General features: G+C 44.4%; 28 protein-coding genes. 24 read left to right on the top strand and 4 right to left on the bottom strand.

Annotated features, from left to right (window positions below; genetic code table 11):
- The first annotated feature begins 91 nt into the window (after window positions 1-91).
- The 14 genes from B9G69_RS05645 to B9G69_RS05580 all read left to right on the top strand — a co-directional run bounded on the left by B9G69_RS05645 (window position 92) and on the right by B9G69_RS05580 (window position 13,083).
- Window positions 92-463: a hypothetical protein gene (locus tag B9G69_RS05645; protein ID WP_088615528.1), complete on the top strand. Its 372-nt coding sequence runs from the start codon at window positions 92-94 to the stop codon at window positions 461-463.
- Between the two features lie 209 nt (window positions 464-672).
- Window positions 673-2,043, top strand: coding sequence for a flagellar filament capping protein FliD (gene fliD / locus B9G69_RS05640; protein WP_088615527.1), 1,371 nt, complete (start codon window positions 673-675; stop codon window positions 2,041-2,043).
- A 50-nt stretch (window positions 2,044-2,093) separates the two neighbouring features.
- A complete protein-coding gene (fliS, locus tag B9G69_RS05635) occupies window positions 2,094-2,498 on the top strand; it encodes a flagellar export chaperone FliS (RefSeq protein ID WP_088615526.1) in 405 nt (134 codons plus the stop codon).
- A gap of 16 nt (window positions 2,499-2,514) precedes the next feature.
- The gene (locus B9G69_RS05630) at window positions 2,515-2,940 is read left to right on the top strand and encodes a hypothetical protein (protein WP_088617174.1); all 426 of its coding nucleotides are present in this window, start codon (window positions 2,515-2,517) and stop codon (window positions 2,938-2,940) included.
- Between the two features lie 144 nt (window positions 2,941-3,084).
- Window positions 3,085-4,143: a tetratricopeptide repeat protein gene (locus B9G69_RS05625; protein ID WP_254916870.1), complete on the top strand. Its 1,059-nt coding sequence runs from the start codon at window positions 3,085-3,087 to the stop codon at window positions 4,141-4,143.
- 2 nt (window positions 4,144-4,145) lie between these two features.
- The gene (locus B9G69_RS05620) at window positions 4,146-4,757 is read left to right on the top strand and encodes a hypothetical protein (protein WP_088615525.1); all 612 of its coding nucleotides are present in this window, start codon (window positions 4,146-4,148) and stop codon (window positions 4,755-4,757) included.
- Complete coding sequence (locus tag B9G69_RS05615; protein WP_265437998.1) at window positions 4,758-6,332, top strand: glycosyltransferase family 9 protein; 1,575 nt, start codon at window positions 4,758-4,760, stop codon at window positions 6,330-6,332.
- Between the two features lie 56 nt (window positions 6,333-6,388).
- Complete coding sequence (locus tag B9G69_RS05610) at window positions 6,389-7,849, top strand: glycosyltransferase family 9 protein (RefSeq protein WP_088615523.1); 1,461 nt, start codon at window positions 6,389-6,391, stop codon at window positions 7,847-7,849.
- Entirely contained in the window at window positions 7,836-8,522 is a 687-nt protein-coding gene (locus tag B9G69_RS05605) for a hypothetical protein (protein ID WP_088615522.1), read from the top strand. The genes B9G69_RS05610 and B9G69_RS05605 overlap by 14 nt, the downstream gene beginning before the upstream one ends.
- The gene (locus B9G69_RS05600; RefSeq protein WP_088615521.1) at window positions 8,440-10,440 is read left to right on the top strand and encodes an ATP-binding protein; all 2,001 of its coding nucleotides are present in this window, start codon (window positions 8,440-8,442) and stop codon (window positions 10,438-10,440) included. The genes B9G69_RS05605 and B9G69_RS05600 overlap by 83 nt, the downstream gene beginning before the upstream one ends.
- Window positions 10,441-10,450: 10 nt before the next feature.
- The gene (locus tag B9G69_RS05595) at window positions 10,451-10,804 is read left to right on the top strand and encodes a response regulator (RefSeq protein WP_088615520.1); all 354 of its coding nucleotides are present in this window, start codon (window positions 10,451-10,453) and stop codon (window positions 10,802-10,804) included.
- Window positions 10,801-11,394, top strand: a complete 594-nt coding sequence (rsmD, locus tag B9G69_RS05590; RefSeq protein WP_088615519.1) for a 16S rRNA (guanine(966)-N(2))-methyltransferase RsmD — start codon at window positions 10,801-10,803, stop codon at window positions 11,392-11,394. The genes B9G69_RS05595 and rsmD overlap by 4 nt, the downstream gene beginning before the upstream one ends.
- Window positions 11,387-11,869, top strand: coding sequence for a pantetheine-phosphate adenylyltransferase (gene coaD / locus B9G69_RS05585; RefSeq protein ID WP_088615518.1), 483 nt, complete (start codon window positions 11,387-11,389; stop codon window positions 11,867-11,869). Before rsmD ends, coaD begins: the two co-directional genes overlap by 8 nt.
- 11 nt (window positions 11,870-11,880) lie before the next feature.
- Window positions 11,881-13,083 (top strand): pyridoxal phosphate-dependent aminotransferase, encoded by a 1,203-nt coding sequence (locus B9G69_RS05580; RefSeq protein WP_265437997.1) that lies wholly within the window; start codon window positions 11,881-11,883, stop codon window positions 13,081-13,083.
- Here the strand turns inward: B9G69_RS05580 and B9G69_RS05575 are convergent.
- Window positions 13,080-14,060, bottom strand: a complete 981-nt coding sequence (locus tag B9G69_RS05575) for a hypothetical protein (RefSeq protein ID WP_088615516.1) — start codon at window positions 14,058-14,060, stop codon at window positions 13,080-13,082. The two genes, B9G69_RS05580 and B9G69_RS05575, sit on opposite strands and share 4 nt — an antisense overlap.
- Before the next feature lie 196 nt (window positions 14,061-14,256).
- Between B9G69_RS05575 and B9G69_RS05570 the strand changes: the two genes are divergently transcribed.
- Window positions 14,257-14,631, top strand: a complete 375-nt coding sequence (locus B9G69_RS05570; protein WP_088615515.1) for a hypothetical protein — start codon at window positions 14,257-14,259, stop codon at window positions 14,629-14,631.
- A 51-nt stretch (window positions 14,632-14,682) separates the two neighbouring features.
- Here the strand turns inward: B9G69_RS05570 and B9G69_RS05565 are convergent, their stop codons facing one another.
- Window positions 14,683-16,038 carry a hypothetical protein gene (locus B9G69_RS05565; RefSeq protein ID WP_141096926.1) on the bottom strand — a complete coding sequence of 452 codons (1,356 nt, stop codon included), beginning with the start codon at window positions 16,036-16,038 and terminating at the stop codon, window positions 14,683-14,685.
- Between the two features lie 170 nt (window positions 16,039-16,208).
- Here B9G69_RS05565 and B9G69_RS05560 point away from each other — a divergent pair, with 170 nt between their 5' ends.
- The 5 genes from B9G69_RS05560 (at window position 16,209) to B9G69_RS05540 (ending at window position 20,557) form a co-directional block, all read left to right on the top strand.
- Entirely contained in the window at window positions 16,209-17,132 is a 924-nt protein-coding gene (locus B9G69_RS05560) for a DUF2802 domain-containing protein (RefSeq protein WP_254916868.1), read from the top strand.
- A gap of 3 nt (window positions 17,133-17,135) precedes the next feature.
- The gene (locus B9G69_RS05555; protein WP_088615513.1) at window positions 17,136-17,378 is read left to right on the top strand and encodes a hypothetical protein; all 243 of its coding nucleotides are present in this window, start codon (window positions 17,136-17,138) and stop codon (window positions 17,376-17,378) included.
- An 88-nt stretch (window positions 17,379-17,466) separates the two neighbouring features.
- Window positions 17,467-18,282: a serine protease gene (locus tag B9G69_RS05550; protein WP_088615512.1), complete on the top strand. Its 816-nt coding sequence runs from the start codon at window positions 17,467-17,469 to the stop codon at window positions 18,280-18,282.
- A 125-nt stretch (window positions 18,283-18,407) separates the two neighbouring features.
- Window positions 18,408-19,187 carry a S1 family serine peptidase gene (locus tag B9G69_RS05545; RefSeq protein ID WP_088615511.1) on the top strand — a complete coding sequence of 260 codons (780 nt, stop codon included), beginning with the start codon at window positions 18,408-18,410 and terminating at the stop codon, window positions 19,185-19,187.
- Window positions 19,188-19,309: 122 nt separating this feature from the next.
- Window positions 19,310-20,557 (top strand): NAD(P)/FAD-dependent oxidoreductase, encoded by a 1,248-nt coding sequence (locus B9G69_RS05540; RefSeq protein WP_088615510.1) that lies wholly within the window; start codon window positions 19,310-19,312, stop codon window positions 20,555-20,557.
- A 58-nt stretch (window positions 20,558-20,615) separates the two neighbouring features.
- Here B9G69_RS05540 and B9G69_RS05535 read toward each other — a convergent pair whose 3' ends face one another.
- Entirely contained in the window at window positions 20,616-21,416 is an 801-nt protein-coding gene (locus B9G69_RS05535) for a DUF4476 domain-containing protein (protein WP_088615509.1), read from the bottom strand.
- Window positions 21,417-21,503: 87 nt separating this feature from the next.
- Window positions 21,504-21,788, bottom strand: coding sequence for a hypothetical protein (locus tag B9G69_RS05530; RefSeq protein ID WP_088615508.1), 285 nt, complete (start codon window positions 21,786-21,788; stop codon window positions 21,504-21,506).
- Window positions 21,789-21,958: 170 nt separating this feature from the next.
- Here B9G69_RS05530 and folD point away from each other — a divergent pair, with 170 nt between their 5' ends.
- From folD to B9G69_RS05510, 4 genes are read left to right on the top strand one after another with little or no spacing between them, the layout of a single operon-like run.
- Window positions 21,959-22,813 (top strand): bifunctional methylenetetrahydrofolate dehydrogenase/methenyltetrahydrofolate cyclohydrolase FolD, encoded by an 855-nt coding sequence (folD, locus tag B9G69_RS05525; RefSeq protein ID WP_088617171.1) that lies wholly within the window; start codon window positions 21,959-21,961, stop codon window positions 22,811-22,813.
- 27 nt (window positions 22,814-22,840) lie between these two features.
- Window positions 22,841-23,878 (top strand): aromatic ring-hydroxylating oxygenase subunit alpha, encoded by a 1,038-nt coding sequence (locus tag B9G69_RS05520; RefSeq protein ID WP_088615507.1) that lies wholly within the window; start codon window positions 22,841-22,843, stop codon window positions 23,876-23,878.
- Between the two features lie 2 nt (window positions 23,879-23,880).
- On the top strand, window positions 23,881-24,990 hold the full coding sequence (locus B9G69_RS05515; protein WP_265437996.1) for an esterase-like activity of phytase family protein: 1,110 nt from the start codon (window positions 23,881-23,883) through the stop codon (window positions 24,988-24,990).
- A gap of 2 nt (window positions 24,991-24,992) precedes the next feature.
- The gene (locus tag B9G69_RS05510; RefSeq protein ID WP_088615506.1) at window positions 24,993-26,297 is read left to right on the top strand and encodes a class I SAM-dependent rRNA methyltransferase; all 1,305 of its coding nucleotides are present in this window, start codon (window positions 24,993-24,995) and stop codon (window positions 26,295-26,297) included.
- The last annotated feature ends 38 nt before the right edge of the window (window positions 26,298-26,335 follow it).

The raw sequence follows: 26,335 nt of genomic DNA, 5'->3' as shown, positions 1-26,335 counted from the left end.
TAAAAAGTTTTTCCTGGGGTACTTAAAGAGGGGACTTAAATACTTAAGTCCAGCTGTTTAAGTTTGATCCAGAAATACCGATAAGTTACTCATGAATATCAAAGGATTGATTCCGAACATTCAACCGAGCGATGTAAAGTCGATAGACCGAACAGGCCGGGCGATTCAATCCGATTCAGCACACGACAGAGACGGTAACGGTCAAGAAGCGTATCAACAGCAACAAGATCAGAAGCCGCCGATGACCCCAGAACAATTGGAAGCCTCGATGGAACATCTCCGCAAGCTTCCCGCATTCAAAGAACACCGGTGGACGGTGGAACTTGAAGATATTGGTGGGGAGAATTTTGTGATGGTTCGAGATAATTTGGGAACTCTAATTCGTAAAATTCCTGAATCTGAATTGTGGACTCTTCCAAGTGATGATTCTCCGAGGGGACAACTTCTAAAACGGTCCGCCTAACTAGACATCTCAGTGATCGACTTTGCGATCTCTTCATAATTTTCAAACCTAATAGCATTTGATTCCCAGCTTCTAGTCTAGCTCTAGAGGGGGATGTCAAAATTTATCCTGCGTATAATGCATAAGAAGCGCAAATCCCTGCCTGCTGGCCCTTTCGACGGACATTTAATTGACTCACGTTCGCTGTATGAATTTGAGACGATTGTTTCATGGCAGGAATACGAATTACAGGCATGGCCTCTGGGCTACCACCAAATATCGTCGATCAGCTGATGGATGCTGAGCGTATTCCTGTGAAGCAGATGGAGACTAAGAAGACCGAGAAGGACGAAAAGCTCAAGCTTGTTAAAGAGCTTGAAACCAAGGTGATGGATATCACGAAAAACTTGGGCGAGCTTACGAACGTTCGCGGTTTTGCAGATAAAAAGTTTACATCGAGTGACACCGCAGTTGTTGATGGTCAGCTTGATCCAAACTCTGCAGTGCCCGGGGAGTACTCGATAGAAGTTGTGCAGCTTGCAGAAAAGCCAGCAGCAATCTCTAACGGATTCCCTGATAAGAACGAAACACAAATTGGTACTGGGTATATTAAGTTTGAAACGGCTGAGGGCACTAAAGAAGTTTACATCACGGGTAAGAATTCGACTCTCGAAGGTGTAGCTAAGCAAATTAATAATGCTGATGTGGGCCTGAAAGCACAGGTTCTTGAGGACCGTAAGGATAAAGATAATCCTTTCAAACTTTTGATTTCTGGGATGGCGACTGGTGATGACAACCAAGTTACGTTTCCAAAAATCTATCTCTTGGATGGCGATCAGGACATGTACTTTGAACAGTCCCGTGCCTCTAAGAATGCGAAAGTGAAAGTTGACGGTTTTGAGATCGAGTTACCGGATAACAAAGCGAAAGATCTGATTCCAGGCGTAGTTCTGGATTTAAAATCGGCAGCTCCGGGTAAAACGATCAATATGTCGGTTAAAGAAAACTTGGAAGCTATCAGTGGCAAAGTGAAGAGCTTTGTTGATGCCTACAATGGCGCTTTGGGATTTATCCAAAAGCAACATCAATTGCAGGGCGATAAAGGTGGTAATCCAAAGTTAGGACCGTTGGGTGGTGACGGACTTTTAAGAACGATCGAAAGTTCGTTAAGAAGTGCGATCCTAAACCCAGTGTCTGGAGTTGAGTCTCCAGTCAGACATATTAATGAGTTAGGTATTACTTTTAATCGAAACGGAACATTGGAGTTGAATCAGGACAAATTTAATAAAGTCCTCAATTCAAATCCAGTGGGGGTCGCTGCCTTTTTCCGTGGTGACGGATTTAAAACAGGTTTTGTGTCGGTGATTAGACAGACGGTCTCCAGTTTAACAAATGGGGAGTACGGCGGTATCGCCAACCGTAAGAGAGGTCTTGAGTCGCAGATCAAACAAATTGATCAGCGTATCGACAACAAAGAGCGACAGCTCGAGAAAAAGGAAGATGGACTTCGTCAGAAGTTCGCCAACCTCGAGCAAAAAATGTCAGAGATGCAAGCTCAGCAAGCTAAGTTTGCAGCGATGGCCCGCCAAGGTGGCGGTTAGTTTAAACAGTAAATTGGAACTCAGAACGGATTAGGAACTAAAAAGAGGAAATGATGAAGAACGCGTATCAGAAATACAAACAGACTTCGGTGCAAAGTGCCAGCAAGGAAAAAATCCTATTGATGCTCTATGAAGGTGCGATCAAGTTCACGAAACTTGCCATTAAAGCCATCGAAGAAAAAAAGATCGCGGATCGCGGCCAAAACATTGGCAGAGCGTTCGATATCATCATGGAATTGAACAATACCCTTGATCATAAAGTGGGCGGCGATATCGCAAATCAGCTGGAACAACTTTATATGTTCATGATGGAACAATATACCAAAGCAAACATCAGCGGAGACGCGGCACCACTTCATGCAAATTTGAAGTTGTTGAATACTTTGTATGATGGCTGGGTACAAGCTGTAGAAAAAATTAAAAAAGAATCAGACGACGGAAAGAAAGCGGGTTAATACCATGGAGGGTAACGTGACCAGAATCATCAGCCTGTTGAACGAGAAAAATCATTACCTTGAGAAGTTCTATTCATTGAATGAAGTAGAGCTAGTAAATTTCGCTCAAGGTCAGTTCGACAACTTGCAGAGCTTTTATACTACGCGTGAGAAAATTCTGGATGTTCTTAAGTATGTAGACTCGCAAATCGACAAAGCTCACAACGAAATGAGTCCTGAAGCTGTTATGACACAGGCTGATCGCAAGCAGATTAAGGAATCTCTAACAATTAAAGATGAATACGTGGCTCGCATCATCGAACAAGACATCCAAGTGTTGGCTTGCATCGAAATGGCAAAAAACTCCATCATCCGTGAATTGCAAGATGTTCGTCGTAATAAAAAAGCTATCGGTGGCTATAAATCTAAAATCCACGATCAATATCTGGACGAAGAGGCCTAGACCCGGCAATTTTTTCCCGACAAAAAGCTGACGGCAAGGTCGGTCTGGGAGTCAAACTCCTGTGCTGAACTTGCCTCAGATGTAAAATAATCCATCTATAGGTTTGGCATCTGTGTTGCTCATCTATCTCTTCGGAGGAGATTCATGCAGATGTTGGAAAATCAGTTCGTTCAAAAGTCCAGTGAAAATACCGGAGTAAATACTTCGACGGAAACTACTACCCCAGAAAGTTCCGGCAGAATTTATTTTGATTCTGTACAAGCGCTTGCGGACTTTGAATCAGAAGCCACACTTAATAAAACACAACCTAATACTGATCCGCGCATTTCTAAATATTTGCAGAATGCGGAAGTACTTTCGAAACATGGCGAGAATCATTTGGCGCTTAATTTACTGCGCCAGGCTTGTAATATTGATTCAAAGAATCCCGCAACACTTTCTATGTTGTCTCGGTCTTTGGAAAAAATCGGTAAACATGAGGAGGCTTTGTTCGCATTGAATGCTTGGAACAAGGTGGACTATGGCTTTGATAGCCTGGCATACCTCGCCCATGCTTTTTACAGAATGGGCCGTGATCAAGAAGCATTGGAGAAGTACTTTGAAGCTTTATCAGTCATTACGGAAGAAAATGATCAGCTTTTTGAAGTTTATAAAAACATGGGTAACATTTATGTTCGTCAAGGCGACTTTGATGGCGCAGAGGAGTACTACAACAAAGCTTACACTATCAATACGACGTCAGATGTATTGCTGGTGAACTTTGGTACTTTGGAAGTTCAACGCGGAGATTTTGATAAATCTTTATACTGTTTCCGTAAAGCGGTTGAAATCAATCCAGAAAATGACAAAGCATGGGTGGGCCTTGCGATGGTTCATCACCAGTTTGGTGATGCAGAACTTGCTTGGGCGAATATCGATGCGGCGTTAGATATTAATAAAAGAAACCGTACCGCCGTGCATTTGGCTGCAAACTGGGGCTTGCGCGATCGCCAATTGGCTAAAGCCATCGAAGCTTTAGAAGAATATCTATCACAAGTTGAGCAAGATGAAGACATGTCTTTGGTTCTAATCAACTTGTTCTGCACGACAGGTCAAATGGATCAGGCTTTGCTCGAAATCGAGCGCGTACTTTTGTGGAATCCAGATCACACCGAAGTTAGAAATCTTAAAAAGAAAATCACACCATCAGTAAAGGCAGCATAAAAATGTCCATGATTACTTTCTCTGAGAACCATGAGTCCTCTCTTATTTCTTTTGAAGCAGGTACTGCGTTGGCAAATGTAAATACACCTCGTGAAGAAGCTTTGAAATGGACTTACTCTTTGGGTCCGATTCCTTCTTCCCATGTAGTGATCGTGGGCTTGGGCTCTGGCTTTCATGTCGAAGCTTTGGCTGATATGGATCAAGACATTAAAATCACTGTGGTTGAATCCCGAGATTCGTTGTTGCCAGTTTTCAGATCGCAGTTCCCTGAGTTAGCTGGTCGAGTGGAAATCGTGATCGCTGATAACGTCCAAGATTTGATGAAAAATGATGTGTATGCATCGGTTGTAGCTGATCGTGCTTATGTTGTTTCATTCAGAGAATGTTGGGGCCAGCAAACTCAGTTGTTCTCTCAGTTCTTTGGACATTTAACGGGTCGTTCCGTCGAGGCGGTTAAATACCATCTTGATGACCTTCAAATGAACATGAAGTCTCTTTACTTCCAAAATACTAACTTGCTATCAATCAAGGACATTTTGCCGGTAGTTGAATCGTCCCAAGTAGCGGAAGAAAAAAAACAAATCTTCCGTATGTTGGGTGAATTGGTGAAATAGATGAAGATATTGGTCGTCTCGCTTTTACGCTTAGGGGATATTATCCAGCAGCAGCCTTTACTAAAGGCTCTGCGTGATAAGAATCCTCAAGCAGAAATCCACTTATTAGTAAATCGCCAGTTCTCTCAAGTTGAGGGATTGCTGGACGGTTTGGTTGATAGGTATTTCTATTTTGACCGGGAAACTCTGCAAAGGGGCCTGGGCGAGGCGTCGTTCAATATCTTATGGTCGCATCAACAGCTGGCTGAATTGGTACAAACTTTGAATGCTGAAAACTACGGGCAAGTTTTAAATTTTACGCACAATAAGTTGAGTGCTTACCTTTTGGGTGCATTGCAGATCCCTCAAAAAAATGGATTGTATCATGCGGAAGGTCGTTTCCAAGGATTGGAAAATCCTTGGTTAAGATATTTCAATGATCGCTTCTCCGGAGTACAGCCCTCGTTGTTCCATTATGTGGAACTTCTGGGTAAATCTTTTGATCTTCCAATTCAAAAGACGGCTGCCGCTGCTGCGACGAAATCAAAACTAGTTCTTTTTCAATGCCTAACTAGCGATACAAAAAAGAACTGGGGGCTTTTAAATTTTAAAAAGTTAAAGGAAACCATCGAATCTTCACTGGTAGACTATAAGGTGAAGGTTCTTTGTGCTCCGTTTGAAAAGGGCACAATGCTTGCGCACTTTTCCGAAGATGAACTGATTGCTTGTGATTTGATGGGAGCCCGAGAGGTTCTTAAGCAATCATGTTTGTTAGTTACTGGGGACACCAGTATCAAACACATGGCAGCCCACTTAGGCATTCCAATGGTGGAACTTGCCTTGGGTAGCAGTGACTTTACAAAGACTGCCGCGTTTTCGGAAACATCTGAAATTATCTCCGCGAAGGTGCCGTGTGCACCGTGTGGACATTCCCAAGGTTGTTCTCAAAAGTTCCAAATCTGTGCAGAACAAATCACTGTGGACCAGGTGTTCGCAGCGGCTTGGGATAAACTCAGCAAGAAAAATTCGCCATCAGCTTTCACTCTTGGTGATCTGGACAAAATCGCATGGTCGTTGCAGTTGGATGGTGGGTCACAGTCCCACGTTCTGAGTTATGCAAGCACGGCACTGAAATGTTCGGAATCTTTTCCAAAAAACAATTTGGGACAGGTTTTGACTGAAGCTACTCGTCTGCAAAAACAATTTGAAAAATGGTTGCAGGCATTGGAAACTTCTTTGCCTTCACGCCAGGAAATATCAAAGAAAGCACAATTGAAAAGTCAGGATATCGGACAGTTCATCCTGACAGCTCAAGACATACTTAAATCAAAACAAGACACGGCTGGGTATTTCCAGTCGATCACTGAAACTCTGATGACTCGCTTTTCTAGCACGTTGCAATTTCACGAGAAGATGCAGACAGCTTTAGCAGAAGTTCGAGGACTTTTGCAGTCGCGAGGTCAGTTCATTCACTCTTTAGAAATAGTTCTCAAGGAAGGGGCCTATTATGCAGCAGGAATTGGACAATTATCTATCGACGGCTTTGAAGAAGCTGGAGGAAGCGTACCGCGAGATCGTGAAGACGCAGCCTTATAATCAAGAAGCCGAAACTATCAAACTTGTTGCTGAACTAGCGAAGGAACAAATTAAAGATGAAAATTCTTATCCTGCAACTCGCTAGACTGGGAGACATTTATATTTCTTGGCCTGCGGTTCGTGCGGTTCGCCGTCTGAATCCCGATGCTGAGATTCATCTTCTGACTCGCCCTCGCTTTGAGGGTGCTGTTGAGGGTTTGACTGCGATTGATAAACATATGACGTTGCCAAGTGGGCATATTTTGATGCCGCTGGTGACTGATAATGTAAATACTGAAGAATCTCTGAATCGCATGGAAGAGTTCGTGGAAACAGTTCGCGCGGAAAACTATGACCAGATTATTAATCTGACGTTTTCCCCTTTCTCGAGCTATTTAACTCATTCCTTAACGATGCCTCATACCTCCGTACTGGGCTATACACGTTTTAGAGATGGTTTCTTTTGTGCTGCTGACGAAGTCAGTGCTTACTTTTACGCCCAGGTTGGTATCAATAAACCAAATCGCGTTCACGTGTCAGATGTGTTTGCCTCTATGATTGGAACTGAGTACACCGAGCAAGATTGGGAAGCTCCTGTTTTGCCCGAAGTAAAGATCGATTTGCCGAATCTGTATTTGACTGTGCACGTTGGTGCCAGCGAAAAGCACAAAGCTTTAACGGGAGACGCTTGGGGACGCTTAATCAACTATTTCACGCGTCGCTATGAAGGTATGCCGATAGTTCTTATCGGTGCTCCAAACGAAGCTGAGATCGCCCAAGAGATTATTTCTCGGGCTCCAAATGCCACAATCATCAATTTAGTCGGTCAGACACGCATGTATGATTTGTTCACGATCCTAAAACGTTCCGAACTTTTGATTGGTTGTGATAGTGCTCCGATTCATATGGCATCGTTAACGGATACTCCTACTTTGAACATCAGTGTGGGGAATGTGAATTTCTGGGAGACCGGTCCTAAGGCAACTTTGGGCATGATTTACAGAATCGAAGAAGGTCAAGAAATCGTACCTGAGCGTATCGGTGAGGTGATAGCGCAGCTGTTGGAAGGACACGCCGATCCTCAGTTGATCATGCGCACCGGGGGGCTTGCTAGCTATGACAAGGTCGAAACACCGGAGCAAGAGTTTGCTTGGAAATTGGTTCAAGCCCTTTATTTGGGGGGTGAATTTCCAGTCGCAGAACGTATTGAAATTATTGAAGGCGCTATGAAGTTGGATGAAATTAACGACTTTATGATGAGCCAATTCGCCCTGATCCCTGAAAAGGGTGTAAATGCGGTTTCCGCGTTTATCGATGGTGGCGAAGATGTGATCAAATCAATTAGCCGAATTGTTCCTGAATTGCGTCCAATGATTGACTGGTACCATGCCGAGAAAATCCGTGTTGCACCAGGCACGCAAGAGGAAATTATTGCAGCAACTTTGAGTGTTCATGAGCGTTTTAAACGCCATCTTCGTGTTTATGTTCCTCGTGACGAGAAAGTCACGACTGTGGAGGCTAAAGATGGAACGCTTTAAAGTGACGGGCGAACAGCTCAGAAATTTCTATCAGACTGAAACAAATCTTTCTCGCGTTTTCGAAGACATTGAAAATGACCTCCGAGATACCAATGCAGTGGTATGCCGTTTTATCGTCAATGGTTTGGAAGTAAAGGAGACAGAAGAGAAGCGTTTCGGTTCTGTGTCTTTGAGCGAGGTGGAAACACTGGAATACATGACGGAAAATAGTGATGACTTGGTTCTGGATGTTTTGCGTGCATGGATTGATTCCTTGCCAGAGCTTATGGATAAAACAGATCAACTTTCCAAGCGTATGCGTGCGCAAGGATTTAGTGGTTTGCTAAAACATATCCACGATCTGGTTTCAAACTGCGAATACCTGATCGACAGCGTGATGTCTCTTAAGATCCTTATGGGAGATCGTTATTTGGTGGCGAGTCCAGTTGATTGGATCAAGGCTGAGCAACAAAGCAAAAAGACCGTAACTGAAGCACTTGGTGCTTTGGAAAATAAGGATTTTGTTCTTTTAGCAGATGTCCTAGAGTATGATTTAAACAATGTACTGCAAATGTGGAAAGAGCACTTGCAATACTTGGAGAAGGCACTCAATGGGGACAGCAGCAACGGATCAATTGAACAATCCGAACAAAATCGATCCAATCCTATGGGTTGGAAACGTATCGCCAATTAGGCTGCCTCAATACTTTCCGTTTCAAAAACGAGAAGTTGAGATTATTTTGCGGGCTTCTTTTCCGGAAGCCCGTTCGCTTTTACAGAATCAAAAGTTTTCCTCGATCTTAGTCCAGGATGATGGCAGCCCGGATGCCTTAGATCTTTTGGTTCAGGCACGCCATCTGCAACCGATGGCTCCCAGATTTTATATTTCCAATGAATTGAACGAAGAAAAAGTACGCGAGGGAATCAATAAAGCCCAGGTCTATCGTTTCATTCGTTGGCCAATAGCGGAACGAGACATCTGGCAGCAGTTGGAGGACGCCTTAGCAAAGCATTCGACATATCTGTCTAGGTCTTTGCTACTGAAAGAATCCTCGTCGCAGAATAAAGAATTAGAAGCGCTGACTCATTCCTTGGAAGGCTTGGTCGACGAGCGCACCCAGTACATTGAGATGTCCCACAAGGAAGAAAGCGATAAACTAAATCGTGAGAGAAATCTGGTTCGATTGATTAAGGACCTTGCCAATCAAAACTCCTTTGAAGATGTTTTGGGAATTATTCGCAAGGAACTTCGCAAGTTTCACAAAATAGGTGATCCGATTTTAGTGTATAGGACTGACAGTGCAAAAACGCATTTCATCAGTTTTCAATTGGGAATGATGAACCAGTCTGAATCATCCACTCATTTTGAATTTCCCAAAAACGCACAGGTTCCGTCAGCGGATTTGATTCGTCAGTTGGCCAATCACTTTGGACGTCCCTTTGCAAAAACCTATGTTATGCCTTTGGAGCTTCGTTTGACCAACCATCTTTTGGGTGGAAATGGTGAAGCCATTCTATGTATTGAAAACTCGTTGAACGACAAAGAAATGCCTCCCTTTGTGGAGTTCATGAGTGATCGTATGCGTCCGTTAAGTATGACCCTGGATCGCGTGCTGTTGGAAAGCCAGCTTTCCGCATTTTCTTATCGCTGGGAAAAAACGTTCGATGGCATGCGTGATCCCATTGCGATCATTGATGTTGATCAAGAAGTGATTCGAGCGAATAAAAAATTCGTCGCAAGATTCCCTGACAGAAAACAAGCCATTGAGGATTCGCCGGCGAATAAAGCGCTGGCCGATGGACAACCCCACGTGGAGCAAATCCAGGTCGATGGACGCCTTTATCAAGTTCACAGCTATCCCGTTGTTTTAGATAATGGTCAGGCGACAAATGTAGTGAATCAATACGTTGATATCACACAGTCGCGGGAGCTTTATTTGCGCATGTTGCAAAATGAAAAGATGGGTGCGATCGGGATGCTGGCTGGAAACATCGCACACGAGTTGAACAATCCCCTGACAGGACTTCGTTCGTTGACGCAGGTTCTATTGCAAGAGGCGGATAAAAAGACCGATCTTTATTCTGATCTAATAGAAATTGAGAAGGCCGCCGCTCGTTCACAGCGCATTATTAAAAATCTATTGGATTTTTCTAAGGGTGAGGATCAACCCGCGGAAGACATTTCAGTGGATGAAATTGTCGAGCGTACTTTACCTATGTTGAAATCCGCACTGCGAATTCATCGCTTGGAAGTTTCCCTGGAGAGTGTGGATAAAACTGTGCACGTTGAGCCACACTTGGTTCAACAGGTTGTATTTAATTTGGTCAACAACGCATGCCAGGCCATGAAGGACCCAGGTCGTCTTAGAATCGCTTCTCATCACTCTGGAAATCAGGTGATTTTGGAGATTGAGGACTCGGGGCCCGGTGTTCCTGAGGAAATTCAAAAACGTATTTTCGAGCCCTTCTTCACGACAAAAAAAGAGGGACAGGGCACCGGTCTTGGGTTAAGTATGTCTAAGTCGGTCATTGAGAAATTTGGGGGCAGCATCACGTTACATTCAGTTCAGCCGCATGGCGCTCGTTTTGTGATTGCATTGCCTTGTAAGTAAGGAATTTTTTGTGAAGGTACTGATCGTTGATGATGAAGCTTTGGTTCGCCGTTCCTTGTCTCGTGCATTTCGCGCTAAAGGGCATGAAGTCGTTGAAGCTGAAAATGGTAACGAAGGACTTGAGCAGTGGAAGAAGACATCTCCTGACTTGGTTTTTCTTGATGTATTGATGCCCGGGCTCACAGGTCCGGAAGTGTTGAAGGAGATTGGCACGAACCGTTCTGGTAAAGTGATTTTGATGTCGGCCTTTGCCGGAGAACACAATATGGAAACTGCTTTGCAAATGGGAGCAGAAATGTTTGTGCCAAAACCATTCGAAGATATTTTTGCTATCGTCAAGATGGCAGAGGATTTATTGTCATGAGAATCATTGCGGGTAAATATCGTGGTCACCAATTGGTGGCATTCAAGGCGGATCATATCCGTCCCACTACCGATCGCGTAAAAGAAACATTGTTCAATAAACTGCAGTTTCAGATCGAAGGCGCCAAGGTTGCAGATCTTTTCTGCGGGACAGGGAACCTGGGTATTGAAGCCCTTTCTCGTGAAGCGAGTTTCTGTACTTTTGTTGAAAAGAATCCAAAGTCTTTAGCAATTGCTCGTCAAAATTTCGAAAAACTAAAAGTCCCGGCCAGCAATTACAAAGTGATTAGCATGGACGTTCTTGCGTTTTTGAAATCATACACCGGTGAACCCTTTGATATCATTTTCGCAGATCCTCCGTTTACTGAAAAAATGGCTCATTCTGTGGTTGAAGCAGCTAGCTCGAGTGCGGCGTTTGGTGCGGCCACTGTGATGGCGATCGAGTCCCAAGCAAAAGAGCGTATGGAAGATCGCTACGGCCCATTGATTCGTTTTAGTAAGAAGGACTATGGAGATAAAATTCTCAGTATGTTCTGTCATGAAAGCGCTATTGAAAAAGATTCCGCAGAAGAGGAACAAGCCGATGAGTAAAATCGCAGTCTATCCCGGCAGCTTTGATCCAATTACAATGGGCCACGTTGATATTATCAATCGTATCTCTCCACTTTATTCAGAAATAGTGATTTTGGTGGCGCAATCGAATCAAAAGCAATCCATGTTCAATGCTCAGGAAAGAAAAGACCTGATCGAAAAATCTCTGGCTCATTTAAAAAATGTCAGAGTGGATTTCTTTGAAGGCTTGACCGTTGATTATATGAAAAAGAACAAAGCTCAAGTGATCATTCGTGGGTTGCGTGCAGTGGTGGATTTCGAATACGAATTGACGATGGCTCAGATCAATAAAAAGATCGCACCAGAAATAGAAACACTTTTGATGTTTGCAAGTCCCGAGTGTTACTACATCTCTTCACGGGGAGTAAAAGAGCTTGCCGTAAACGGTGGTGATCTGACTGGTTTTGTTCCGGAAATAGTTAAAGAGGCGATCACTAAAAAACTTAAAAAGTAGGACATTTTCGTATGTTGCAGCTTTCAAAGCGCGCCCAAAACTTAAAGACTTCTCCGACATTATTCTTGGTTGCTAAAGCCAAGGAACTCGCGGCCCAGGGCCACGACGTGATTTCTCTAACAGTGGGAGAGCCAGACTGGCCAACATTCGAAGTTCCAAGCAAAGCTGGTATTGAGGCGATCGAAAAAAATATCACAAAGTACACTCCTGCAAATGGCACGGTGGAACTTCGCCAAGCAATTGCGAAAAAAATTAAGTTCGAAATTAATCAAGCATACTCGACAAAAGAAATCACCGTGGCTTCCGGCGCAAAGTTTATCATCTTTGCGGCCTTGCAGATGCTTTGTTCTCCCGGTGATGAAGTTATCATCGGTGCGCCTTATTGGGTCAGCTATCCTATGATGGTAGAGCTTGCTGATGGTGTTCCCCGTATCATTGAATGTGGTGAACAAGAAAATTATAAAATTACTCCGGCCCAATTGGAAAACGCCATCAATGCGAAAACAAAAGCACTGTTGTTTTGTTCTCCTAGTAACCCTACAAGTTTGCTGTACACAGAGGACGAATTAAAGGCTTTGGCTGAGGTTTTAAGAAAACATCCTCAGGTCGCTATCATCTCAGATGATATGTACAATCGTTTAGTATTCGATGGCGGAAAAGTGGCGCCGCATATTCTGCAAGTGGCTCCTGATTTGCGTGATCGCACGGTAGCGGTGAACGGAGGCTCCAAAGCTTACTCAATGACAGGCTGGAGAATTGGCTGGGCAGCAGGCCCCGAAAAGTTGATAACGGCAATGGCTGATTATCAAAGCCAAGCGACAGGTTCACCTTCCAGCATATCCCAACATGCGGCTATGAAAGCGATTGATCAGTGTGAGCCAGATATTGAACAAGTTGTAAAAAAGCTGACCAACAGAAAAAACTCCGGATTGGCGGAACTTCGTTCGGTTCCTGGTTTTAAAGTGGCAGAACCCGATGGTGCGTTTTATTTCTGGGTAGATATCAAATCTTCCTTGGGCAAAACGTATAATGGCAAATTGATCCGCACTTCTAAAGACTTCTGCGATGTTTTGTTGGAAACGTTTTTCGTAGCCACAGTACCTGGAGTGGAGTGTGGCTTGGATGGCTTTATGCGCTTAAGCTTCGCCGTTTCCGAGGAAACGATGAAGCGCGCCGTGATACGTATGAAGGATTTTGTAGGACAGTTGGTTTAGTCGATCCAGATCAGCTTTTTAGCCATGCTTTTCATCGTATTTTCATGAACAAGGTATGAACCTTGTTCCTTTAAGCAGATGACCCCTTTACGGTAATCACATGACGTACCCCAAGAGTTGCGTACCATATAGTAGCAACCTGCACCGACTTTTTTACGACCCACGATTGTAGAAGCGTGGCCCGCTCCGAAAATACCACCCACGTCAGTGATTTCTGAAGCGTCGTATTCCATCGAGATCAGTTTGCGACGGTTTAATAACCAGTCGATCTGGTCTGTAATAGACTCAAACGGGTGAGTTTTCTTACCCCAAGTTTTATAATCTAAATCGTTACGTAGAGAGATCGCCTTTGAACGACAAGAAGAATCCAAGAAATTGAAAACTACGTCTTCAATGCTCACATTACGATTGTTCAAAAGATAGTTCTTAATAGTTTGTGGAGGAACAGCAGGGAAGAATCCCTCAACCAATTGGTTGAAGGAAATCTCACAAAGGCCTGTGCAGCGGCCTTTACGAACGTCTTTCATGCGATTGATCAAATAAGCCATGCCGTTATGAACAGTCGTACGAGAAGAGATATGAACTTCTTTAGTACCTTGAGAAGGAATGTCGCTTTCGCGGCAAACGTGACCAAGTTCGTTCATTTTTCTAACGGCGATACCCACCATGCCGCCTTCAGGAGTTGTCGTTTTGTTCACAACACCGCGACCGATTTTTCCCAGCAAGGTAACTTGGCTGGAATAATACGCAGATAAATGAAGAGCCGAAACCGGAGTGCCCACGGCTTGGCTGACGATATCAGCAGCAGTATATCCATAGCACCAACCGATATCACCTTGATCGGATGGAGTAGTCATAAATGATTTTACATCGGCTGGTAGGCTTTCGCGGACGTCGACTGTTGAGCAGTCGTCGGCGGCAAATGCGTTAACTTGAAGTGCGCAAATCGCAGATACTAAGATGCACCAAATTTTCATGTAAAAATTTCCCCTCAGAAAAGTTCGTGTCGTATCCCAAAGCTTTAATGCTTTGTCTATTCCTAGATGAGAGAAAATGAGGCGAAATTGAATATTTAATCTAAACTTAATGTGCCGTGAATTTTCTACATTTCGACTTGGTCACTTGAAGATGCTTGCGACCGAGGCTAAGTTTGGATTTTTAAAGGAGAATTCAATGAAATCGATCGTTCTATCTGTACTTCTTTTGGCTTCCACAGCAGCTTCCGCGGCGACTAAGTGTGTCGGTACAACGGACCGCATGACACTCACAATCGAACAAAAACAAGAGTCAGTAGCTGTCCATTTTCATATGAATCCTCGCGACTTTAATAAGTACTCTGGCAATCCAATTAAAGGTTTAACGATCCATTTCCAAGAAGGCGAATCTTATGATGTGAAAGGTACAGACCTTCAAGGCCTTGTAGACAACAAACCGGTTCTTACGAAGCTTGTTGTGAACGCCATCTACAGTACGGCATTCTTTGCTGGTGAAGAAGATATGGCACACGTCGAAGCCGGTGATTTAATCGCAAAACTTCAGTGCCAATAAATAAAAAACCCCGCTCGAAGCGGGGTTTTTAGTTTAGGGAGCGGTTTCGGATTAGAATAGATTTTTAAAGAAGTTCATAATCTTACCAAAGAAAGTAACTTCTGCTTGAGCTTCACCGACCGAGCTTGGTGAACGATTCGCATCACACTTATAATTCACCACGATTTTGCTGCCTGCCGGAACTGGAGTATCAAATACGATACTCATACCCTCAACACGGTAGCTTAAAGACGACAGCGCTGGAGTGATTGTCACCGTCGGAGTTCCAACCGGAGTACATTCCAGGTTCACTTTGCTTAAAGAGTCGACGATCTTATCCACGAACAAATTCATATTCGTACCGAAGTCTGCAGCACAGATACTTGCAACCCCACCACCAGTCAGTGTCGAAAGAGCCGCGTATTGAACACCGTAATGGGATTTAGAACCTTCCGCATCCTGAGTTTTCATACAAGCAGAATCGCCTGGTTTAACGATAATTGAATTTACAGTGAAACGCTTTTTATCACCGAAAGTCTTTTTCACGTAATCCACAAACACTTGCGGCTTATCAGCGTCTTCAAGTGGTTGATATTCGTCTTTATAATACTGTTGAGACTGATCGCCACCAATACTGCGTTCATCTTCATCAGAAATGATAATGTATGCAATCGCGGCATCAGCACGGTAACAACCACTTACGCCAGAGTAGTGATAGTCACCATTATAGACGTGGTGATAAGCCGCTTTGATCGCGCGCTCGTCGTTAGAGCCTGCCCAGCCTGCACCAACATAGTTGATCGTTTGAGTGAAGATTGTGGAAAGATTTGCAGTTCCTTTTTTAAGGACAAGTCCCAAAGTCGTATTCGGAGCAGCTGCATTTGTCTGCCAATAAATAGATGGACCCCAAGCTGACGTGTTGTTACCTGTCGAAAGGGCTCGAGTGACCGTCACACACATTTGCCAGTCAAGGTTCTTAGTCGATTGCAAAGTGGATACGAAGCTTGCAAGTTTCGCCGCCATTTTTTGGTTATCCGCAAGCATCGAGTTGGAATCATCCACCACAAGTACGATATCAAGTTTGTTGTTCGAAGCCTCGACGGTACTGCTGTAAGTGTAATCCTTTGTCGGCGTAGTAGTAGGCGTCGGCGTCGGAGACGTTGTCGGCGAAGTCGTAGGAGACGTCGTCGGTGACGTGGTAGGCGACGTAGTAGGGGATGTCGTTGGCGACGTCGTCGGAGATGTTGTGGGCGAAGTCGTAGGTGACGTCGTCGGAGACGCCGTAGGAGACGTCGTTGGTGTCTCGGTCGGTGAAGGCGAGCTTGATGTTTTAACTGAAGGTGAGTCGAATTGCACCGGGCTGCAAGCCGCAAGGCCCAACATTAGAATTGGCAATAACGTGGCCTTTTTATGTAGAGACAAAAACATACTTCCATTTCCCCTTTGGCCCAGAATAGCACAGGAAGCGACCGTGTCTCAAAATTTACCAAGTCCAGTCTGGGTTTGAGACAAACCAGACTTTCGTCTCATTGTGATATCCGTCCAGTAAATAATAGAATTAGATCCATGTCTGCCATCCACGTTAGTCAGGAGGCTTGGTGAGCTTTTGGTTTTTAACTCAATTGTTGGTGAACGTTATTCTTTTAGCTGGAATTATCGGTGTTTGGGTTCGTATGAATCGCCCCGCTAAAGATGATCCCCGCTTGAGCAAAGGCTTACAACTTCTACAAAGCAAAATTGCTGTTCTTGAGGATCTTTCCGACCGTACGGAGACTCAAGTAAATCAATTAACGGCTTTGCTGGAACAGAAAGTTAAAGACATCCAATCTAAAATTCAGGCCTCTGAAAAGCAAATCGCTAAGATCGATCAAAGCATGCAGAAGAGTATGGAAGTCGCAAAGATTTTCCAGGACCGCATTCCACATGAAGAAATCATGGAGCGCCAGAATACTATTAAATATGTCAAAGCCGCACGTTTGGCTCACCAAGGTTTAAGCGCTGATGAAATTGCCTCTCAAGTTGACCTTTCCCGTGGGGAAATTGAATTTATTGCGAAGGTTAATAAAGATCAGTTGATGTTTTGTGAAGACAGCTTGCCAGAATGGGCAAATGAAGAACTTGATGAAACGGCTGCATCTTCTGTTCAAGATTTCAGTGATGTCGATAACATCAGTTTTATGAAGCCGCTACAACGAGCAGGCGACAATGACATCACGACGGCGTTCGATGTTCCAAGAACGGAAAACGACGCGATGAAGAAATTAGGTGATGCATTTAAAGCCGCTTGCCAAGAAGTTAAAGATGAGGAAGAAGCCGCAGTTCATAAAGCTCCAAGCATCTTTGACGTGACTCATAATATTGCGCAAAACTTTTTAGGAGAAAAGCCGACACCGGCAACTCCGACGGCAGTCACGAACAATAGAAAACCCGCGGTAAAACCTTCTGCCACGAAAGAAGCGACGGGCCCTAATATCCGTCCCGTTGAATTCCGCCGCATCGATCTGGTTAAAGACTTGGAATAGATCGTGGCAAGCAACGCATTCTTAAAGTCTCTAACCAAAGGCCAGATCCTGCACTCAGTTGTCGAAGAAAAACAATCGGGTTCAGATGTCCTTTGTAACTTCCAAGGGAACTTATTAAGAATCGCCAATCATACGGCTCAGCCCTTGGAAAAGGGCCAGTCAGTCCGCCTTCAAGTTAAGTGTGCGGACCCTCTTGAATTTCAGATTTTTGATCCCAACATCATTAAGTTTGAACGTGTAATTTAAAAGCCAAGACCCTGACTTGTTTGCGAGTTCTGCAACACAGGCGAAGACTGTAATTACCGTTCAATATCACCAGAGCTAGGGGAAAGATATGCGAGCGTTCCGGAGCCTTTTGTTTTCCGTTCTATTGATTGTAAGCCAGTCGGCTTTCTCACACTCATCTGTTGCACAAAAAATCAGCCATAATATTGTGGGTGGAGTTGAAGCCGCACGGGGCGAATTTCCCTGGATCGTATCTTTGCAGGATAAATCAGGATGGGCGTATTGCGGGGGCAGCTTAATTGATAAGAAGTGGGTGTTAACCGCTGCTCATTGCTTAAAAAATGGTCCGCCGGATCTTGTGATTGTGGGACTTTACTCAATGACAGATGAAACGGGCGCTGAGGTTCATGCTCCCGGTCGTATCATTGTTCATCCAGGTAAAAAATATTTTTCGAATGATTATGATTTTGCATTGATCGAGCTGAAAGAAGCGTCGGCTCTTCCGACTGTGGCTCTCAACAAAGAAGAAATCACAGTTCCTTCCGATTCTTCGGCTCTAAAGGTAATGACGACAGTTGCCGGCTGGGGAACTTTGAAGTCGAACGGCACGACGCCCGATATCTTGAATAAAGTGGATGTTCCATTGGTGCCGCAAGAATCTTGTAACAAAGTTTACTCACCATTTGGTTATGAAGTGACGGACCGCATGTTGTGCGCAGGTGTTGAAGCGGGTGGAAAAGATTCTTGTCAGGGCGACAGTGGTGGTCCGATGGTGATCAAGTCGGAAAATAAAGTTCTGTTAGCAGGTATCGTAAGCTGGGGAATGGGCTGCGGTGACGTTGGTTATGCAGGCGTGTATGCGAAAGTAAACTCGGTGACTGAATGGATTAAACAAACAATAGGTGCGGAGGAACCTAAACCTTAGTCCAGTACTGGACCAAGAAATAGAAAATACCCAAATTGGAACTAGCCTTTGAGCCCCCTTTAAATTCATTGAACAATGTCTAAGCACATTTATTTTTGAAGGATTCAAAAAGAGAGGACACGGACATGAAAGTTTTGAACTACCTATTAGTAGCAGGTCTAGTATTTACGGGTGCAATTTCTCAAGCAGCTCCAAAGTTTGGCGCGAAAATCGTTGGCGGCGAGGAAGCAGCGGCGGGTGAGTTTCCATATATCGTTTCTCTTCAAGGTTCTTACGGCGGTCACTTCTGCGGTGGTTCTTTGATTAAACCTAACTGGGTTTTGACAGCAGCTCACTGTGTGAAGGGTTCAACAATCAAAGCTATCAAGATTGGTCTTCACAGCCAAAAAGACACAACAAACGTTGAAGTGTTCAAACCAGTTAAAGTTGTCGCTAATGCTGGTTACCCAGGTTCTGGCACTGACTGGGATTTCGCTTTGATCCAATTGGATGGCAATTCTCAATACACTCCGGTTGAACTGAATACGACTGAAATCCAAATTCCTGAGAACAATACGGAATTAATGGCTACAACTGCTGGTTGGGGCGCAACTTCTGAAGGTTCTTATGGTCTTCCAGACAAATTGCAAAAAGTTGAAGTGCCGTTGGTTACTCAAGCTGCTTGTAACAAGTCTTATGCTGGTAAAATCACAGATCGTATGATCTGCGCTGGTTATACTTCTGGTGGTAAAGATTCTTGCCAAGGTGATTCTGGCGGTCCATTGGTCGCTAAAGCTGACGATGGTCAAACTTACCTTATCGGTGTGGTTTCATGGGGTAAAGGTTGTGCTCGTGCGGGGTACCCAGGCGTTTATTCCAAAGTCAACGCAGCAGTTGAATGGGTTAAGACAACGATCGCTGAATAATCTGAGCTTTAAACTCAATTAAATGGACCCGTGGCCTAAAAACCACGGGTTTTTTCATTGCCAAAATGCGCCGTCGGGCGGGACTTGCTTTTCCATTAAAAAAGAGTAAATCCATTAACAGTATGCAAAATAAAGAATTTGATATCTTAGTTGTCGGTGCCGGCATTATTGGAACTTCCGTGGCTGCGGAACTTTCTCGACGTGGCGCTAAAGTGGGTGTGATTGACAAAGGCACTGTAGGTCGCGGTTGCTCTTACGGAAATGCAGGTTGGATGACACCTTGCTTTTCGATGCCTTTGCCAATGCCAGGTATGTTCCTAAAATCAATGAAGTGGTTGGCAAATCCGAACAGCCCTCTGCACATCAAACCATCTTTGTCTTTGGACTTGGCTGCTTGGTTGTTCCATTTCATGAAAGCGATGAACGAAACACAAGCTCGTCGCGCGGTTGAAGGCTTGGTTGTTCTTTCTCAAAAATCCGTAGATGAATACAGAAAGCTCGGCGAGAAATATCCAAAAACTCGTTTCGAGCAAAAAGGTCTTTTGATGGTTTCCCGCACTAAAGAAGGCGTGGCAGCAGCTGTCGAAGAACTTGAATATGTTCGTGGTGTCGGCGTCACTGGTAAGCAAATGACTGGTGAAGAGATCATGGCTTTCGAACCTGCATTCCGTCCGCCAATGTTGGGTGGTGTTTACTTTGACCAAGAAGCTATGGGCGAACCGTTCCAGGTTGTCCAAGCAATGGCAGACGAAACTCGCAAACACGGTGGCGAAATCATTGAAAACTGCGAATTGATCGATCTTGAGATGAGCGGGGGTAAAGTAACTAAAGCTCTCACTTCTCAAGGCGAAATCAAATTTAAAGAAATCGTTATTGCAACGGGCAGCTGGTCGAAATCTTTGGCGAAAATGTTGCAACTAAGAATTCCAATCTTGGGTGGTAAAGGTTACGCGATGATCGTTCCTAAATTGGAGAAACAACCAAAGTATCCAATCATGTTCATCGAAAAGAAGATCGCTATCACTCCACGTGAAAACTCTTTGCGTATTGCAGGAACGTTGGAACTTGTGGATCAAGATTTTTCGATCACTCAACGACGTGTCGATAACATCAAAAAAGGCGCATCGGAATTGTTGTACCTTCCAGAGCAATTGCAAGTGGAAGAGCTATGGGCGGGTCTTCGTCCATGTACACCAGACGGCGTTCCATTGATCGGTTACCATAACAAGATCTCAAACATGATGTTGGCAGTAGGTCACCAAATGCTGGGTCTGCAATCAGGCGCCGGTACTGGTTTGCTAGTAGCCGACTTGATCGACAAAAAGAAACCGTTCGTAGACCTAGAAATCTTCGCTCCAAACCGTTTCTAAAGGTAACAGTTCCCTTTTTTAGTTTATTTCAAGAGCCCGGCTAAAACCGGGCTTTTTTTTAATTAATTCCTGCGATCACTCGCGCTTCGCCGCGTGCGTGTTCAGGGAATTCTTGATTGATCATCGAATTCAGGTTTTCTCGGTCAGACACGAAGCCGTGAAGTCGGCGTAGGACTTTCAATTTATCTGCTGTGAGATCAAACTCGCGGATGGCTATGCCCACTTGAGCGGAAGTGAACGCAGGGTTTTTACCGGCTTTTGAGTATGATTCTAGGAAGTCGTTCAAGGCGACCCGTTTGTCGCCGACCCATGTTGTTTTTTGAAGTTTGATGAGGAATTCATCCGTCGTTATTAATTTCGATTTTGTGGAAACCAATTGATTCAGGTTGTAAACAGAAAGTTCGGAATTCGTGGGTAGCATGACCTGAAGGCGGACATAGCATGTGCCATCGAGCTCGGTGATTTTTCCATTAGTTATTTGAATCCGACAAGAATAGTCACCTGAGCCACTTAAACTTATTGTTTTAGCTTTCACCGAAGAAACAATCGGAGCCAAAGCACCCGAAGTTTTAGATACTCTGTAAGCGCGAAGAAATCCCTGTCCTGCAGGTACATTTTCGGAATAAACCACTTCGACGTCGGCAGCGAAGCCAAAGATGTTGAGCTTGAGCGTGTCGACAGAGCTTGTGTTTAAAGTGATATCCGTCATTTGCGGATGAAATTCAGCAGGGATATTCGACCATTTCACACGGTTTTTTACACCTGTAACTGCGTCTTGTGTGTCTTGATTGTTGGCGCTGCAGCCGATCGTCACAAGGACGAAAATGATACCGAAAGAAAAATGCAGAAGATTTCTCACACATACTCCGATCAAAAAAAAGGCTGATCAACGATCAGCCTTTTTTGGGCACGCTCTGAATTTTCCAGAGCATTCGAGATTAAACTCTTATTTCTTTTTGCCTTTTGCTTCTACTTTTTTAGCAGCGGCTTTTTCTTCTTTGGCAGCAGCGGCGGCTTCTTTTTTAGCGCCCGCTTTTTTGGCCTTACGCTGTTGGATAATACGATCCAAAATATCGTAAGATTCTTTTTGAAGATCGTTTTCGAAAACGAAGCGATAGAAACCCTCGATCTCAGGGCTTTGACGGAATTTTTTTAGCGACGTTGGCAAGCTTTCAGACTGAACGAAATCAATGGAGCTACCGTCTTTTGAGAGCTTAACTTTATCTGCCATTTTTAAATCCCCTAGTGTTATTAGGAACTTGTACATTAAGGCAAAGCTTTCAGGCAAGCAGAAAATGCCGCGGCGGGCATCTGTTTTATTTTAGTTAGGAGGGAACTAAACCATTGAATTTCCTGGTAAAATACGGGAAATTGGGATCTCAAATCAGGGGAGGGTTTTCAGTGCTAGTTTTAGATGGCAAAGAAGTATCAAATCAGGTTCGTTCCTCTCTTGTTCCCAGAATTGCAGCTTTTAAAACCAAAAACGGCCGCGCTCCTCATTTGGCCGTGATTATTGTCGGTGAAGATGCTGCCAGCCAGGTATATGTTCGCAACAAAAAGGCCTCTTGTGAAAAGATCGGCATGACGTCAACAATCCATGCGTTGCGAACAGATACGACTCAAGAAGAACTCACGGAAATGATCCAAACACTGAATAACGATGCAGATGTTGACGGCATCTTAGTGCAATTTCCGTTACCGAAACACTTAAGCTCCGATGAAGTTTTGAAAACCGTGTCTCCCTTGAAAGATGCTGACGGATTAACATATAGCTCCTTGGGTTATTTCTTTGCAGGTTCTCCATTGGTGAAGCCTTGCACTCCTCAAGGCGTGATGACGATCCTTAAGCATTACAATATTAATGTTGAAGGAATGAATGCGGTTGTCGTGGGTCGTAGTAATATCGTAGGTAAGCCAATGGCGATGCTGTTAAGTGAAGCCAATGCCACAGTGACGATCTGCCATTCCAAAACAAAAAATCTGTCTCAATTCACTAGGAACGCTGACCTTGTTGTGGTGGCTGCTGGCAAGGCGCAGTTGCTTGGTAAAGAAGATTTTAAAAAAGACGCTATCGTGGTGGACGTGGGTATGCACGGCTCCGGCCAGGGTGGAAAGTTGTGCGGCGATGTCAGATTTTCAGAGCTTCAAGGATGGGCCAAAGCTGCAACACCTGTTCCCGGTGGTGTTGGCCCAATGACAATCACAACTTTGCTCGAAAATACTTGTCTGCTGGCCGAAAAAAGAGCTAATTCGTAGCCGTACTTTTTATTTCTTGAGGTTTCTATGTTCACTGGATTTTTGAAAAACGTATGGTACGTGGGTTTGCCAAGTTCTGAATTGGCTATCAACAAAGCACAAGCGCGCAAAATCTTGGGCGAACCTGTGGTTTTCTATCGTGATTCAAAAGGTAAAACATCAGCGATGCGTGACATCTGTCCTCACCGTGGAATTCCTTTGAGCTATGGTAGAGTGGTGAATGATACACTTGAATGCCCGTACCATGGCTGGAAATTTGATGGCAATGGAGTGTGCACAGAAATTCCGTCTCTATGCCCAGATCAAGAATTGAATCCGAATAAAATCAAAGTGCGTAGCTATCCTGTTCATGAAGCTCAGGGGTTAATCTGGGTTTTCATGGGAGACAAAGATTTCGACGTTACCAAAGTTCCGCAACCTCCGGTGATGGATTTCCCTGAAGGTAAAAAGCCAAACCTAACTTACGTCGTAAATTTCCCATGTCATGTGGATCACGCAGTGATTGGTTTGATGGACCCGGCGCATGGACCTTATGTTCATAAGAGCTGGTTCTGGCGTTCGGAAAAATCCATGATCGAAAAAAAGAAACTGTTCGGTCCCGTCGACTATGGTTTCCAAATGATCCGCCATAAACCGTCGTCAAACTCCAAGGCCTATAAACTACTGGGCGGAGTTCCGACGACAGAAATCACTTTCACTTTGCCATGTGTTCGCGTCGAACATATCAAAGTGGGGGAGCGTAAATTCTATTCCTATACGGCTTTGACTCCCGTCGATGAAAAGAACACGAGAATCACACAATTGGCAGTCTGGGACATCCCATGGCTGACTCTTTTAAAACCTGCCGTTGATAAGTTCGGTAAGGTCTTCCTAGGCCAGGATATGGATGCTGTTACTAAGCAACAAGAAGGCCTGAAATACGACCCAAGTCTCATGCTGATCAAGGACGCTGACACTCAAGCAAAGTGGTATTATTCTTTAAAGACGGAATATCACAATGCGATGGAAGAAAAACGCGCCTTCGTGAATCCGGTTAAACAAACGGAACTTCGCTGGAGAAGCTAGGAATGCATAAAATTTGGGGAAGCATTGTCTTTGCGCTGGTTATTGCAAGCCAGGCGCAAGCATTGACTTTAAAGTATATCGGCGAAACGTCGATCGTTACCGGTGCTGAGTTCGATGGCACGACGATTGGGGGGCTTTCTGGTATCACTTATGTGGACGGAATTTTAAATGCTGTCAGTGACGATAAAGGTCGTTACGGCGAGCCCCGTTTTTATCAATTTGATTTTAAGGCCGACAACAAATCTATTTCTTTGATTCCCAAGTCTGTGACCTACCTTAAAGGTCTTCGCAAAGAGGGCCACCGTAAAGCTTTTATGGATGCAGAGGGGCTAGTTGCTTTACCCGGAGGAGATTTTCTAATTTCTTCGGAAGGCAATAACGATTCCAAGCCTCGCTCGATGCCTCGAGTTTTGCGCGTGGGAGCTGATGGTAAATGGAAATCAGATCTGACGATGCCCGACAAATATCTTCCAGAACGTACGGGCCTCCAGAGTAAAGGTGTGCAAAACAATGGTTCTTTAGAGGGATTGTCGGCGACCCGTGATGGAAAGTTTGTCTTCACTTGTCTTGAAGCTCCACTGACTCAAGATATTGATATGGAGACGGAAACAGACGGCGTGATCGTTCGTATTTTAAAATTCGAAGATCGTGGCGCTCAACGGGGCTATTTTACTCCAGCTTCGGAATTTGCCTACCGAGTTGCACCGTACAACGATAACCAAATTGGCCGTGAAGTATTTAAGGGTGTTTCGGAAATCCTGGCTCTTTCAGATAACAAAGTGATTGTTCTAGAAAGAGGGGCTCGTCTGCACGGCAAGGGTTGGAAATACACTGTCAGTTTGTACGTGGCTGACCTGACCAAGGCGACTGATACCCTTTCCATGGTAAAACTTGCAGATCACAAGTACACATTGGCTGAAAAAACTAAATTGGTTGATTTCGAAACTGACCTCGTGAAAGAACGTGGCAAGAAGGACATTCAAAATTTTGAGGCCCTGACGTTCGGTCCTACTCTGCCAGATGGTCGTCGTACTTTGCTGGTAATGTCTGATAATAATTTTTCAAAAAGCGAAGTTACTGAGCTTCTGGTTTTTGCAATTGAAGGTGAATAAAAATGATGACAGTTTGGAGACTTCGCACAGGTGCCGATAAACGCATTCGCAGTGGACATCCTTGGGTGTTTTCAAACGAACTGTCAGTCAGTCCCAAAGGTCTGCCGCCGGGTGCTCCCGTAGAATTGCAAGATGCTAAGGGGCAGTTCGTGGCGCGCGGATACGGTAATCCTCATTCCTTGATCGCTTTCCGTGCTTTGACATTCAATAGCCAAGATAAAGAACCTACAGGTTTCGATTTCCTTCACGATAAAGTTTTAAATTCTTGGAGAGTTCGTAAGGCGGCGGGATTCCGTGGCAGTTTCCGTTTGGCTTTTGGTGAGTCTGATTACATTCCAGGTTTGGTTTTAGATTACTATGTGATCGATCAAGCAGGTAAGCAGGCCCAAGTCTTTGTCGCTCAATTGGTGACTGCGGGAATGGATCTGGCTTTGCAAAATGCAGAAGGCTTCTTTAAGGGCTTGGCTGAAAAAGCCAAAGAGCAAGGTCTTTCACAATTCGATTGGTCACAAACAGCAGTAGTTATTCGTAATGACGTCGGTGTTCGTAAACTTGAAGGTCTAACTGGCAATGAAGCGAAGGTTATTAAAGATCTTTCAGATTTCAAATTAGACCATGTTGAAATTCTTTTGAATGCGGCAGCTGATGCAGGCGTTATCAAAATGAGTTGTGATCTTCGCGAAGGTCAAAAAACGGGATTTTTCCTAGATCAAACCCATAATATCTATTTGGCGATGAACCTCTTTAAAAACTGGGCCAGACAGCAAAAGACTAAAACCGTCCGTGTTTTAGATTTGTGCTGCTACGTCGGTCACTGGTCGACGCAAATCACTCGCGCCTTGAAAGCCGAAGGATTTGAAGTGGAAGTGCATTTGGTCGACGTTTCAAAAACGGCGTTGGCTTTTGCGAAAGAAAATGCAGAACGTGAAGGCGCGAAAGTTACTGTTCACGAGATGGACGTATTGGAAGGTTTAACGAATTTACCGACAGGGCAATATGATATCGTTATTTCCGATCCGCCAGCGTTTATTAAAGCTAAAAAAGATCTTCCCATCGGCAAAGCGGCTTACGTAAAAATGAACACTCATGCGTTCCGTCTGGCGAAACGAAATGGTTTTGTGGCCTCTTGTTCTTGCTCGGGATTGTTAGAAGAGGAAGAATTCCGAGACGCTATTCGCAAAGCATCTTTAAGAAATTACTCTGAAGTGCGCAGTGTTCTACGGGGTGGTCATGCTGCCGACCATCCTACATTGATGCAATTTCCTGAGGGTTTCTACCTTAAGATGTATGTTCATTACATCGTATAATCTCTCTGACATCAAAGCGCTGGACTAAAGGGCTGAAA

This window comes from Bdellovibrio sp. SKB1291214, assembly GCF_002209355.2.
In the GTDB taxonomy this organism is placed as follows: domain Bacteria; phylum Bdellovibrionota; class Bdellovibrionia; order Bdellovibrionales; family Bdellovibrionaceae; genus Bdellovibrio.
This window is presented reverse-complemented; position numbering and strand designations above follow the sequence as displayed.